10 protein-coding genes are annotated in these 14213 nt (G+C 48.5%); 4 read left to right on the top strand and 6 right to left on the bottom strand.

The features are described 5' to 3' along the window. The first annotated feature begins 321 nt into the window (after nt 1–321). Together SP90_RS04835 and SP90_RS04830 are read left to right on the top strand one after the other, a co-directional pair. Nucleotides 322–1944 carry a BCCT family transporter gene (locus tag SP90_RS04835; RefSeq protein ID WP_066853170.1) on the top strand — a complete coding sequence of 541 codons (1623 nt, stop codon included), beginning with the start codon at nt 322–324 and terminating at the stop codon, nt 1942–1944. A gap of 9 nt (nt 1945–1953) precedes the next feature. Beyond that, entirely contained in the window at nt 1954–2640 is a 687-nt protein-coding gene (locus SP90_RS04830; RefSeq protein ID WP_066853168.1) for a S1 family peptidase, read from the top strand. Between the two features lie 153 nt (nt 2641–2793). Here the strand turns inward: SP90_RS04830 and purE are convergent, their stop codons facing one another. From purE to SP90_RS04815, 3 genes are all read right to left on the bottom strand, one after another. Further along, nucleotides 2794–3294: a 5-(carboxyamino)imidazole ribonucleotide mutase gene (gene purE / locus SP90_RS04825; protein WP_066853166.1), complete on the bottom strand. Its 501-nt coding sequence runs from the start codon at nt 3292–3294 to the stop codon at nt 2794–2796. A gap of 21 nt (nt 3295–3315) precedes the next feature. Next, a complete protein-coding gene (gene purD, locus SP90_RS04820; RefSeq protein WP_066853164.1) occupies nt 3316–4584 on the bottom strand; it encodes a phosphoribosylamine--glycine ligase in 1269 nt (422 codons plus the stop codon). A gap of 178 nt (nt 4585–4762) precedes the next feature. Further along, nucleotides 4763–5593, bottom strand: a complete 831-nt coding sequence (locus SP90_RS04815) for a mechanosensitive ion channel family protein (RefSeq protein WP_066853162.1) — start codon at nt 5591–5593, stop codon at nt 4763–4765. A gap of 264 nt (nt 5594–5857) precedes the next feature. On the opposite strand from SP90_RS04815, the gene SP90_RS04810 reads away from it, so the two are divergent. Next, nucleotides 5858–6280 (top strand): universal stress protein, encoded by a 423-nt coding sequence (locus SP90_RS04810; RefSeq protein WP_066853161.1) that lies wholly within the window; start codon nt 5858–5860, stop codon nt 6278–6280. A 162-nt stretch (nt 6281–6442) separates the two neighbouring features. Beyond that, the gene (gene cls, locus SP90_RS04805) at nt 6443–7864 is read left to right on the top strand and encodes a cardiolipin synthase (protein ID WP_066853158.1); all 1422 of its coding nucleotides are present in this window, start codon (nt 6443–6445) and stop codon (nt 7862–7864) included. A gap of 446 nt (nt 7865–8310) precedes the next feature. Here the strand turns inward: cls and SP90_RS04795 are convergent, their stop codons facing one another. From SP90_RS04795 to carB, 3 genes are read right to left on the bottom strand one after another with little or no spacing between them, the layout of a single operon-like run. Continuing rightward, nucleotides 8311–9309, bottom strand: coding sequence for a KpsF/GutQ family sugar-phosphate isomerase (locus SP90_RS04795; RefSeq protein WP_066853153.1), 999 nt, complete (start codon nt 9307–9309; stop codon nt 8311–8313). Nucleotides 9310–9337: 28 nt separating this feature from the next. Next, on the bottom strand, nt 9338–10723 hold the full coding sequence (purF, locus tag SP90_RS04790) for an amidophosphoribosyltransferase (protein ID WP_066853151.1): 1386 nt from the start codon (nt 10721–10723) through the stop codon (nt 9338–9340). A gap of 28 nt (nt 10724–10751) precedes the next feature. Continuing rightward, the gene (carB, locus tag SP90_RS04785; protein ID WP_066853149.1) at nt 10752–13988 is read right to left on the bottom strand and encodes a carbamoyl-phosphate synthase large subunit; all 3237 of its coding nucleotides are present in this window, start codon (nt 13986–13988) and stop codon (nt 10752–10754) included. Between the last annotated feature and the right edge of the window lie 225 nt (nt 13989–14213).

The following is a 14213-nucleotide window of genomic DNA, read 5'->3' as shown; positions in this document are numbered from 1 at the left end:
ATTATTCAAAATCGTACTGCATTTTACGTCATGGTTGTTTTTAGTGCTAAAAATCAACTGGTTATAAGTATGTAGAAGAGTTTTATGTAAAGCGAAGGTGGTGTATTAGAATTTGATATCATACAAAATATAGGAAATTTGACTAATATATATTTTTAATGTACAACCTATAATACAGCGAGTCATAACTGCGAAAAACGCTGTACAATTTGTGAACACACTGTAATTTATAATGTAGAAATTCTGTTTTGCATTGTTTTTTATGTGTACAATAAGCTGTAACTGTGAATTGTACATTGCGCATAAGTAAGAGGAGGAGTTTTGGGAATTCATTCAAACCTCACCAACAGTGATGGGGCGAAAGTAAAATATGATGTACATCCGTATATTTTCTTTATTTCTGCAGGACTGATTCTGGTCCTCGTCGGCCTTACCCTGTATCTGGGTAAAGATATCAAAGACTTTTTCGGGATAGTTCAGACCGGAATTTCAACATACACGGGCTGGTTTTTTGTTCTGACCATGAACATAATTCTCGTCAGTGTACTTCTTTTTATGTTCTCCAGATTCGGAGATATCCGGCTCGGCGGTGATGACGCTGTTCCGGAATTTACTACTGCCGGATGGTTTGCAATGCTTTTCAGTGCCGGTATGGGGATTGGCCTCCTGTTCTACGGCGTTGCCGAGCCAATGTTCCACTTCATATCATCACCGTTTTCAGACACTCCGGGTTCACCGGAAGCTGCACGAAGAGCAATGGATTTGACCTTCCTGCACTGGGGACTTCATCCTTGGAGTGTTTACGCCATCGTAGGCCTTTCACTGGCATTCTTTTCCTTCAACAAAGGCTACCCGCTGACTATTCGTTCTGCGTTCGTACCGCTCCTTGGTGACAAGGTTAACGGCCCTATCGGGTATGCAATCGATATCTCTGCTACTGTCGCAACTCTCTTTGGTGTTGCTACCTCTCTCGGGGTAGGTGTGCAGCAGGTAAATGCCGGTTTATTTCATGTCTTCGGCGTGCCGCAGACAACAAATGTTCAGCTTGTTTTAATTTGCGGTATTACACTCATTGCTACATATTCTGTAGTCAGAGGGCTGGACGCAGGTATCCGTAAGCTTAGTGAACTTAACATCGGCCTTGCTCTTATGCTGATGTTCTTTGTGCTTCTGCTCGGACCAACCCTGTTCATTCTCAATGCACTTGTTGAGAACATTGGTATCTATCTGCAAAACTTCATGCAGCTTTCAACTTGGAATGAAACGTACGAAAACTCCTCATGGCAGAACGGCTGGACCGTTTTCTACTGGGGTTGGTGGATCGGGTGGTCACCATTCGTAGGTATGTTTATTGCCCGAATTTCAAAAGGTCGTACTATTCGCGAATTTATCGCAGGTGTACTTCTTGTTCCAACGCTTGTTACCTTTGTATGGATTACCGTATTTGGTAACAGTGCGCTGTTCATCGACATGTTCGGTGGTGGCGGTATTGCAAAAGCAGTTCAGGAAAACGTTCCGGTTTCTCTGTTCGTTCTGCTTGAGCACTTCCCGTTTTCTTCTGTAACAAGTGTGCTTGCAATTTTCGTTGTTATCACGTTCTTTGTAACCTCCTCTGACTCCGGTTCGCTGGTTATTGATATCATCACAGCCGACGGTAACCCTGATCCGCCTATTCCACAGCGCGTATTCTGGGCTTTGATGGAGGGTGCAGTAGCTGCTGTGCTGCTGTATGGTGGCGGACTCATTGCGTTGCAGACAGCAACCATTGCTTCCGGCCTGCCTTTTGCGGTGATTCTGCTCTTTATGGCGTACAGTCTGTTCAGAGGACTCAAGGACTACTCAGGACCTCAGCAGTTCTACATTGATCCTGATAAGAAACCGAAGAAGATGAGCATTACACCAAAGGCGTTTCCTGCTAAACGTCGTCGGCACAAGATTCGCTAGGAGAGTTCTATGTATACAACTTCTGCAGAAAAATTCACTGGCGGCTGCATGATGCTCATGCGGCAGGATGATTGCGGCGCAGCGTTTTTAGGTTCCTGCTTCCTTGTTCATGAAGAAGGCTACATGCTCACCACAAGCCATATCTTTGGTGAGAACCATGAAAATCTTTGTGTTGTGCCTTACTCACCTGAGGCAACAGATTTTCAGACTATCAGGCGTGAACATGTTCGTTCCATTCCTGTTGAGGTTATCCGTGTAGATAAAGACCGTGACATTGCTCTTCTTGCATTTGATGTAGAAGCAGATGTCGTTATGCCGGACTTCCTTCTTGGCAATACAGAGAATCTGCGTTTCGGTGCAGCGCTTGTGAGCCTCGGCTATCCGTTTGGCTTTCAGAATATGCACCACTTGACCGTAGTAAGCTCCGTAGTAAGTTCCAAGCTTACGTCACCTCTCGGGAATAACCATATCCTGTTTGATTCTCGTGTACATGCGGGTGATGTTGGTGGACCTCTGGTTAGCGTTGCTGAAGACCGTATTGTTGGTATTGTCTGCGGTCGCTACTGCCCGATGGCAGACGGTAGCTCAATTGCTGCGTACTCACGCGAGCAGGCACTTGATACTGACCTGTCATACGCCATAGCTATTGAATACGGTATTAAGTTGATGGAAGAAGAAGGACTGGAAGTGATCTAGCCCGTATCCTGACCATCCAGAATGAATAAAAAAACGCCCGTCAGCTGGCTCTGACGGGCGTTTTCGTATTTACGTAGTTTGGGGAAGCCGTGCTTTTCACGCATAGTTGCAGCTAGGTGCAAAGAGCATTGGCTGTTCTACGAAAATTGAATGCTATTTTGCGTAACGTGCTTCCAGTTCTTCCGCGCTCTTGATAACCGCGGCTTTGCCTTCATCACGTGCTTTTTTAAGGTTTGTCGCAATGCTGCTATCTGTAAGCGCAATGATCTGTGCTGCAAGCCATGCAGCGTTTTTTGCGCCTGCTTTATCAAGAGCAACAGTTGCAACAGGGTATCCCGGAGGCATCTGAACAGTTGCGAGCATCGCATCAAGGCCGGAGAGGTTTGATGCGGTCACCGGTACACCGATAACTGGTTTAAGAGTGCGCGCAGCAACTGCACCTGCAAGGTGTGCAGCCATACCGGCAGCACAGATAAATACCTGACAGCCGTCTGCTTCCAGAGAATCCACCAGATGTTCTGTGCGTTCCGGTGTTCTGTGAGCAGAGCTTACAGTAAAGATGTATGAAATTTTAAGCTGGTCTAATAATTCGGTACATGGACGCATAGTTTCTTCATCTGAAGCACTGCCCATGAAAATAGCAACCTGAGGCATAGTTTCTATCTCCTGAAAGTCTTATTTAAAGCCTTTAAAGCCAATGTCTTTGCGGTAGTATGCGTTATCCATTTTAATGTACTCAAGCGCTTCGTATGCACGCTTTTGAGCCGCGGAGAGATCGGAACCAAGTGCTGTTACGCAAAGAACTCGCCCGCCAGTGGACACGGTTTGTCCGTTTTCAATGGTTGTACCTGCCTGAAACACTTTTACGTCACCCAGTGCTTCTGCTTCTGCAAAGCCTGTAATGCCCATACCTTTAGGGTAGCTGCCAGGATATCCATCAGCTGCTACAACAACCCCGAGGGTTGTTTCTTTTTTGATAGGGAGTGGGGTTTCAGCAAGTTTGCCCTGAACACACGCCATCATAACATCTGCTAAGTCACAATCAAGGCGCATGAGGAGCGGCTGGCATTCCGGATCACCGAAACGTACGTTGAATTCAAGTACGTATGGTCCGTTTTCGGTCATCATGATTCCTGCATACAGGATACCGATAAACGGTTTGTCCTTTTTACCAAGCAGGTTCACAACAGGTTTCATGACGGATTCAATAATCTCGTCGTAGCGGCTGTCCGGAAGAACCGGTGCAGGGCTGTATGCACCCATGCCGCCTGTGTTAGGGCCTGTGTCGCCGTCGTAGACGGCTTTATGATCCTGAGAGGAAGGAAGTGGTTTTACAGTATTGCCGTCACAGAAGCATATGAAAGAGGCTTCTTCACCGACAAGGCACTCTTCAACAACAACATGTTTGCCTGAGTCGCCAAAGGACTTTTGCACCATGATTTCTTCAAGTGCCTGAATGGCCTCATCTGTGGACTGAGCCACAATAACCCCTTTACCGGCAGCAAGACCGTCTGCCTTAACAACGATAGGGGCACCTTTTTCCAGCACAAAATTACGGGCTTCGGAAAAGTCTTCAAACACTCCGAACGCAGCAGTGGGTACACCGGCTTCCTGCATAATGTTCTTGGCAAATGCTTTGGAGCCTTCAAGCTGGGCTGCAAAAGCATTAGGGCCAAAGCAGGGAATCCCTTCCAGATCAAGCGCATCTTTGATTCCAAGAACCAAAGGAAGCTCCGGACCCGGAACAACGAGATCGATTGCCTGTTCTTTAGCGAAAGCCACCAGTGCGGGAAGGTCGTCTGCTTTAATTGGTACGTTTGTACCTTCGAGTGCAGTACCACCATTACCCGGGGCAATGAAGATTTCTTCAACCTTTGCACTCTGACGAAGTTTCCAAGCGAGGGCGTGTTCACGACCACCGGAACCGACGATAAGAATCCGCACGTCTGGCCTCCTAGGCTGGGAATGGGGAGCCATTCCTGTTTATGGTGCTGAGCGCACCATTGAAAGTTCTTGTTGAGCGCCTGATACAGTTTTTTAGGCTTTGGTTCAAGGTTGAGCCTTTTTTTGTCTCGTTCCGTCTCAAGTCATAGCTTAGAGCAGACAGGCTCTGGAATCACACCTATTGATCTTTACTCATGTGAACATCCAGTTGCGGGAACGGAATGGACACACCATTTTCTGTAAGGGCGTTTTTACTTTCTTCCAGCAGTTCAAATTTGGTGGAAAGATATTTAGGTGTCGGTACCCATGCGCGCATGGTTAAATTCACACTGCTATCCGCCAGCGCTTCTACAGCAACAATCGGCTCCGGTGTAGAGCGCACAACCGGATGTTGTTCCAGCACCCTCAGGAGCGTCTTTTTCGCGGTAACAACATCATCGCTATAATCAATGCCAATAGTAAGATCTAATCTGCGGGTAGGGTTTGCACTGTAGTTGGTGATGATACTGCTCATGACAAGGCTGTTGGGAATAAACACTTTTTTATTATCAGTGGTGTTTAACACAGTGCTGAAAAGGTTTGTGGCTTCCACTGTGCCGGTAGCATTTGATACTTCAACAAAATCGCCTTTGGTGAACGGGCGGAAAAAGACAAGCAGCATTCCTGATGAAAAGTTGGACAGGTTGTCTTTAACAGCAAGGCCGATTGCCAAGGCAGCAGCACCGAAAACAGCAATGAGTGAAGTTATGTTGATACCAAGTTTGGAAGCAGCAATGAGCAGAACGGAAATAACAATGCCGTACCGGATTATAGTAGCCAGAAAACCGGCCTGAAGCGGGTCTACATTGTATTTATTCAGTGAAATGCGGACAAGGCGAGTAAAGTGGCGCGCAAACCAGAAGCCGAAAATAAGAACAAGGCCTGCGTAGAGAATATTGGTGCCGCCATCCACAAGCCAGACAGAGACAAGAGAGCTGATTTCATCGCTCATGGTTTGAAGGTCAAGCATAAGGTCTCCCGTAATAGTATATGAAAATATGTATGTTATGGATTTTCGGGCAATGTATCATGATACTAAGAAAGGTAAAAGTTATAGAACGCATGGTGTCAGGCAGAGTGCTGCCTTGGGAAGAAAAGATAAATATCCTTGAAGCTACGCACTGTCGCAGGTCATACTAGGTGGAATTGTACGCGTTGTGATATCGAGCATTTTTTACCCTTACAGGTTATCGGCCTCAGCATGCCGTGAGACGATAAGCGCACGGAGGCACTCATGTTTTTTAAAAAAATTCTTGTACCGGTTGATGGTTCCAAGCATGCCTTGCTTGCCAAGCACAGAGCACTTGCAATTGCAGAAAGTATGGACGCAGAAATAGTGCTTGTTCATGTGCTTGATCCTATTCCTTCGATCATTGGCGGGCATGCACGTTCAGAACTGCATGCGGAAATGGAAGCGGATGCAAATAAGATATTTGAAGAATATACACCAAGTCTGGAAGAGAAAAGGATCAGATACAAAACAGTTGTTGTGTCCGGTCGTCCTTTCGGCGCAATCTGTAAAGTGGCCGATGAAGAACAATGTGACTTGATTTGTATCGGTGCACGGGGATTGAGTAACGTGGAAGGTATGTTGCTTGGCAGCGTTTCTTCCTCGATTATTGCACATTGCCGCCTGCCGGTACTGGTTGTACGATAACGTCTGGAAAGAGCGCGAACCATTTGGTTTCGCGCTTTTATTTTGCATATGGACAAAGAATAAAACTTGCAAAAAAGAATAACGCAACGGTATTGATAACGAGCTGTCTTCTATCAGGTGAGTACGGAATATTGAGTCTTCATACTGCATACTGGAGCGTGCATGTCTCCTTACGTTTTATTATTCAATTTCTTTTTCATCTTGTCGGTAATCGGAGCGGGACACGCACTGCTGACCCGAAAGCAGCCCAATTCAGCGCTGGTTTGGGTCACCGTGTGTCTTTCGCTGCCAGTAGTCGGCGTGCTTGCGTATGTGATTTTCGGGGTTAACCGTGTCCGGCGTAGTGCGACCCGATTGCGTGAAGAATTTGAACAACAGAATGTCATGGGGCATCTTAAGCCGCCCGATCACAGGGCGCACACCTGCCTGCTCAAAGAGCTTCCAAAAGAGCTCATAATGCTCGAAAAAATCGGTCGTGCCATGACTGGTACCTTCCCATTGAAAGGCAACAGCATCCAGCCCTTGTATAACGGGAAAGAAGCCTATCCCGCCATGTTGGAGGCCATCAAGGAAGCACGGGAGTCAATTTACCTATCCACCTTCCTGCTCGATAAAGACCCTGTCGGGCGAAAGTTCGTTAAAAGCCTTATTGATGCCCATAACAGGGGCGTACACGTTGCTGTACTGATAGATGGATTCGGTAGGCTCCTGTCATGGTATTCCGTTGTGCGAATCCTCAAAAGAAACGGTGTGCCAGCCACCATATTCCTTCCACTCAGCCTGTTCCCGCCGCAGATTCGTCTGAATTTGCGTAACCACCGCAAGCTTCTTGCAGTGGACGGAAAAATCGGTTTCACAGGCGGTATGAACATAGGCGGAACCCGCGATTCAAAAGGGCACCGCAGGCTTTCAGACATGCACTACCGGCTGACAGGTCCCATCGTCTCTCAGCTACAGCAAATTTTCATGGAAGATTGGGCATATTCAAACGGAGCACCGCATCAGCCGCTCCCTGCGCCCATGGATCATACAGGCAATGTCCTCGCCCGTGTTCTCAAAGACGGGCCGGATAATCCCGATAACCCCCTTCAAACCTCTATTCTGGCCACCATCAGTGCTGCAAAGCATTCAGTACGTATAATCACCCCGTATTTCCTGCCATCCGCAGAGCTACTCAGTGTACTGTCCATTGCAGCGCTACGCGGCATAGCCGTCACCATTGTTTTACCGGTGAAATCCAACTGGCCGTTTGTACACTGGGCAAGCAGAAACTACTTCATCGGCTTACTCGAAGCAGGTGTGCGTATTTTTTATCAGCCCCAGCCGTTCTGCCACACAAAGCTTCTCATCGTCGACGATTGCTACGTGCAATTTGGCTCCGCTAATATGGATCCACGGAGCCTTCAGCTTAATTTCGAGCTTAATGTGGAAGTGCTGGACATGAATTTAGCGCAGCAGCTTATTGAGCATGTGGATGATACCGTGCGTCAGTCGCAGGAAGTGACGCACCGCGAAATGGTTTCTCGGCCGCTTCCAGTGCGTATTCGTGATGCGTTCTTCTGGCTGTTTTCTCCTTATTTGTAGGCGGGGAAGCCGTTATGACGTTGTTTTTTGTCTCTGACGGGCAGGCGGGCGTTGCCCCCTGCACCCCCACAAGGGGACTCGTCCCCTTGACCCCGAATATACGCGAATCAGTTTGTTATTTATGACATTGGAAGCCGCGTAGGAGCTAACTTTCCACGGCAAAAGAATAAAGGCTGTCCCTCATATGAAGGTCAGCCTTATGTATTGGAACGGTAGTGGGGAAAAGCCGCGAGGGATTTTTAAAAAAAGAAAAGACTCGCAGGTAGAAAGTTTGAAAGGGGGTCTGGGGGAAAACTTTCCAAAGTTTTCAGCCCAGCCGTCGGAGACAAGCCCCGCAGGGTCGCCGAAGGCACTCCGCATACAGTCCAGCCTACGTCAAAAAAGACGAAAAAAGGGCGGCATATTCATGCCGCCCTTTTGGGTATGTTGTAGACTGCGAAGCTTTGTTATCTACTGAACTTAACGCGTCCTTTGCCGAGGAGGTCGTGCATATGCACGATACCGCAAAGGGTCCCGTCTTCTTCCACAACTGGAAGTACAGTGATTGCTTTTTCTTCCATAAAGTCGAGAAGTTCCGCCACGGATGAGCCTTTTTTAGCTCTGTAGGGATTGCTGACCATAATTTGGGAAGAAGGTTGTTCCATATCCAGTTTTCCTTGGCAGATGAGGCGACGCAGATCGCCGTCTGTGAGGATACCGGTAAGGCAGCCTTCAGCGTCGGTAAATACGACTGTGCCGAGGCGTCCTTGATCCATGACACGGAGTGCTTCTGAAAGCGGAGTTTCTTGCAGCACAACCGGATCGGATTCGCGCAGCATCAGGGCATCGATTGACATAGTCAGGCGTTGCCCGAGTGCTCCACCCGGATGGTAGCGTTTGAAGTCAGCCGCGGTGAATGCTTTTGCTTCAATCAGGCATGCTGCGAGAGCATCACCGATAGCAAGCGTGGCAGTTGTTGAGCTTGTCGGAGCAAGATCAAGCGGGCAGGCTTCTTTAGGTACACCGGTGTTAATGACGATGTCGGACAGACGCGCCATTGTTGATGTTACGCCTCCAGTAAGGGAGATCACAGACGCTCCGAGGGAGCGCATTGCCGGAAGAACTGCATTAAGTTCGTCAGTTTCTCCGGAGTTGGATATGGACACCACTACGTCTTCTTCGCGAATCATGCCGAGGTCGCCGTGGGCGCCTTCAACAGGATGCAGGTAGAAGGACGCAGTCCCTGTGGAAGACAGGGTAGCTGCAAGCTTACGACCGACAAGGCCGGATTTACCGAGACCTGTGATGATCACACGGCCTTTGCATTCTGCAAGCAATTCGACTGCGCGTACAAAAGATTCGTCAAGGTTCGTTTTTACGGTTTCCAGACCTTCGATTTCGATCTGGAGTGCCTGACGTCCTTTTGCGAGCCAGTCACCAGCAGGTGTGCAGATACACTTATTCATTCTTAATTAAGCTCCGGCGGACATACAGCTAGCAGCTGCAAGATCCGCAATTGCCGCCCGGACATGGGATTGCATAATCCCCGTTAAAGCAGGCAAGACAGTAATCATCAGGAGACGAAACCGATTTGAGCAGACCTTCGATAGTAAGATAATGAAGGCTGTCCAGACCGATGTAATCTTCGATCTCCTTTATGGAATTATTGGCAGCAATGAGTTCTCCTTTGGAGGAGAAGTTGATGCCGTAGTAACACGGGAACTTGATTGGCGGGCAACTCACTCTGAAGTGAATTTCCTTTGCACCGAGTTCCCGCAGCTTCTTAACACGGGAGCGGATTGTTGTACCACGGACAACGGAGTCGTCCACGATGACAATACGCTTACCTTCTATAAGGCTTTTTACCGGGTTGATTTTAACACGGGTGCTAAAATCACGCATGCTCTGTGAAGGCTGAATGAAGGTTCGACCCACATAGTGGTTTCGAATCATCGCATGCTCGTACGGTAACCCGGATTCCTGTGCATAGCCCACAGCACAGTAGATACCGGAATCGGGGAACGGCATGACAAAGTCAGCATCCACATGTGACTCCAGCGCGAGCTGGCGTCCCATTTCTTTTCGACAGGTATACACGTTTTCGCCAAAGACAAGTGAGTCTGGACGGGAGAAGTAAACAAGCTCGAAAATACAGTGGCGTTTTTTCTCTACTTCAACGTCCATTTTGTAGGACTCCATAGAGTTGCCGTCGATTACGAGCATTTCTCCCGGCTCAATGTTGCGCACAAGCTCTGCTTCAAGCAGGTCGAATGCGCATGTCTCCGATGCGATGACGTGTGATTCTCCGAGACGTCCAAGAACCAGAGGACGAATTCCGAGCGGGTCACGCACTGCAATAAGCTTATTATTCACCATAAGCAAAAGCGAGTACGAACCTTGAGCTTCTTTGCATGCAGCAAGTACTGCTTCTTCAAGCGGCATTGTGCGCAGGTTTTGTACAATCAGATGCACAATGACTTCACTGTCAATTGTGGTCTGAAAAATGGAGCCGCGTTCTTCAAGTTTAGCACGCAGTTCCATAGTGTTTACAAGGTTCCCGTTGTGCGCAATGGCGAGCTCTAAGTCTTTGTACTGAACCATAAATGGTTGAGCATTTCTGAGGCGTGAACCACCGGTAGTTGAATACCGGACATGGCCCATACCAATATTGCCCTTCAGTTCTCTGCTGAGATGCTCTTCGTTAAACACATCGGGAACAAGCCCCATGCCACGTTCTTCACGAAGCTTTGTGCCGTCCCATGTTACGATACCGGCACTTTCCTGTCCTCTATGCTGTTGAGCATATAGACCAAAGTAAGTAAGGCGGGCTGCCTCTTCGTGATTATAGATCCCGAACACACCACAATATTCACGTTTCATGGCATCCCTTCCAGCCTTTTTCGGAGGATTATTCTCCGGCGTAGTATTCCTGCAGACTCTTAACAGTGAGTTCGCAGTTTCTCTGTTCTGCTATAGCCATAGATATAGCACGAGCTCCGGAAACTGTGGTGGAGTAAGGTACTCCGTACACCAATGCTTCCTGTCGGATGGACTTGGAATCCTGCACGGTGCGTTTTCCTGAAGCCGTGTTCAAGAGGAGAGCTACTTCACCATTCTTAATAAAGTCAACTATGTTTGGTCGACCTTCGTAGACTTTTGCAACTCTTGTCGCCGGAATTCCGTTCTCAATGAACAGTTTAGCGGTACCTGAAGTTGCAAGAACTTCGAAGCCGAGATCAGCGAAGCGCTTGGCTACATCAAGGATGTACGGCTTGTCGCGATCATTCACAGAGATGAATACTTTTCCTTCCTGAGGCAGAACCTGTCCGCAGGCAACCTGACCTTTCATGAAGGCTTCTTCAACAGTTTTAGCAATACCCATAACCTCACCGGTGGAACGCATCTCAGGTCCGAGAAGAATATCTACACCAGGGAAGCGTGAGAATGGGAATACTGATTCTTTAACAGATACGTATCCGTGCTTGCGCATGGACCAAGGATCAAGGTCTGCCAGCTTTTCGCCGAGCATTACCTGAGTAGCCAGTCGCGGCAGTGGTACGCCGGTAGCTTTGGATACGAACGGTGCGGTTCGGGACGCACGCGGGTTAACTTCGAGAACAAAGATCTGCTTGTCTTTGACCGCGAACTGAATGTTCATGAGGCCGATAACGCGAAGCTCTTTTGCAAGCTCGATAGTCTGTCTGCGAATCTCACCTACGATGTCAGCAGGCAAGGTGTGTGGAGGCAGAACGCAAGCGGAGTCACCAGAGTGGATACCTGCTTCTTCAATGTGCTCCATGATGCCTGCAACGTATACTTCGTCACCGTCGCTGATGGCATCCACGTCAACTTCTGTCGCGTTCTCAAGGAACTTATCCAGAAGGATCGGGTGCTCAAGGTTAACTGGAACATATTTGTCAAAGTAGGTTGCAAGCTGCTCTTCATCGAACACTATTTCCATAGCGCGTCCGCCAAGTACGTAGGAAGGACGAACAACAAGCGGGTAGGTGATACCTTTTGCTGCCTTGCGTGCCTCTTCGAAGGACATCACAGTGGCGTTAGCAGGTTGCATGAGGTCGAGCTTGTTGATGAGCGCCTGGAAGCGTTCACGGTCTTCTGCACGGTCAATGGAGTCCGGATGGGTACCGAGGATAGGCACACCGGCGCGTAATAACGGTACAGCAAGGTTCAGTGGAGTCTGGCCACCGAACTGGATGATAACGCCGTCCGGCTTTTCCATTTCTACGATGTTCATTACATCTTCAAAGGTGAGCGGCTCAAAGTAGAGGCGATCAGATGTATCGTAGTCAGTGGAAACAGTCTCAGGGTTGGAGTTAACCATGATGGACTGTACATCCATGTCGCGCAGAGCAAAGGATGCATGACAGCAGCAGTAGTCAAACTCGATGCCCTGACCGATACGGTTAGGACCGCCACCGAGGATGATTACTTTCTTTTTGTCCGCAACTTCAATCTCTTTTCCTGTTTCGTAGGTAGAGTAGTAGTACGGTGTGTATGCTTCAAATTCGGAAGCACAGGTGTCTACAAGGTAGTACACCGGCTCAAGATCGAGGTCTTTACGCAGCTGACGGATTGCTGTTTCCGGCTGCTTCCACATTTCAGCAAGCTGACGGTCGGAGAAACCGTACTCTTTTGCACGTTTCATGAGTGCGTAGAGTTCGTCATTGCCAGGAGCAAGGGAGTTTGCAAGGCCGAAGTCCTTGATCTCTTCTTCCATGGAAATGATGTCCTTGAGCTGGTGGAGGAACCACGGATCAATGTGCGTAATTTCGTGCAGTTCCTCAATGGTCATGCCAAGGAGGAATGCGTGACGCAGGGCGAATACACGCTTGGAGTTCGGTGTGCGCAGCAGACCCATGATGTCTTCACGTTCTGGAAGCTTACCACGGTAGTCGCTGCCGAATCCTGCAACACCAACTTCAAGAGAGCGCATGCCTTTCTGGAAGGATTCTTTGAAGGTACGTCCGATGGACATAGCTTCACCAACACTCTTCATAGCGGTGTTCAGTTCGTCCTGAGCGCCAGGGAATTTTTCAAAAGTAAAACGAGGCAGCTTGGTTACGCAGTAGTCAATGGTCGGTTCAAAAGAAGCCATTGTCTCACGGGTAATATCGTTAGGGATTTCATCAAGTGTATATCCCACAGCAAGCTTTGCCGCGATTTTAGCAATAGGGAAGCCGGTTGCTTTAGAAGCAAGGGCAGAGGAACGGGAAACACGCGGGTTCATTTCGATAACCACGAGGTCGCCGTTTTTAGGGTTAACACCGAACTGTACGTTTGAACCACCAGTTTCAACGCCGATCTCACGCATGATGGCGATGGATGCGTCACGCATCTTCTGGTATTCAAGGTCAGTGAGTGTCTGTGCTGGTGCTACGGTAATGGAGTCACCGGTGTGCACGCCCATTGGGTCAAAGTTTTCAATGGAACAAATGATAACGCAGTTATCCGCTTTATCGCGCATAACTTCCATTTCGTACTCTTTCCAGCCGATGATGGACTGTTCAAGAAGTAACTCTGACTGAATAGACGCTGCAAGACCCTGTGAGGCAATAGTCTCAAGGTCTTCCATGTTGTAGGCGATACCGCCGCCTTTACCGCCCATTGTAAATGCAGGACGGATAATGATCGGGAAGTTCATTTCTTCGCCGATGCGACGTACGTCGTCCATACTGCGGGCAATGTCAGAACCCGGAACGCTGAGGCCGATATTGGCCATTGCTTCACGGAAAAGTTCACGGCTTTCCGCTTTTTCAATAACTGACTTGGTTGCCCCGATAAGTTCAACGCCACACTCTTCAAGCACACCGGACTCTGCAACTGCAAGCGCAGTGTTCAGACCGGTCTGGCCGCCAAGTGTGGGCAGAAGAGCACAAGGTCGCTCTTTACGGATAATTTCAGCAACCGTTTCAGGTTCAATTGGCTCAATGTACGTCCGGTCAGCAAGTTCAGGGTCTGTCATGATCGTAGCCGGGTTGGAGTTAACCAACACAACTTCGTACCCTTCTTCTTTCAAGGCTTTAACAGCCTGAGTTCCGGAGTAATCAAACTCACAAGCCTGACCGATAACGATCGGTCCGGAGCCAATAACCATAATGCGCTTTAAATCTGTCCTTTTTGGCATGGTGGCAAAAATCTCTGGTTGTAAAGGTTGCACCTTCTCGGTGAAGACAGAATATTCTGTCGGGCACAAAAATAGCGGGAAAGAATTCCCCGCGAGATAAAATGACGTAAGAACCCGAGATTACCGTCAACCTGTAAGACAAGGAGCGGATTGAACCTCGTGCCCTCGCCAGAAATCTCCGTGTCTTACGCTAACGGGAATCAAAAGGCAAACGAAAAAATATTT

Origin of the sequence: Halodesulfovibrio spirochaetisodalis, from assembly GCF_001672295.1 — a bacterium.
Lineage (GTDB): Bacteria > Desulfobacterota > Desulfovibrionia > Desulfovibrionales > Desulfovibrionaceae > Halodesulfovibrio > Halodesulfovibrio spirochaetisodalis.
Note: the sequence above shows the minus strand (reverse complement) of the source record. Positions and strands in the feature narration are given on the sequence as shown.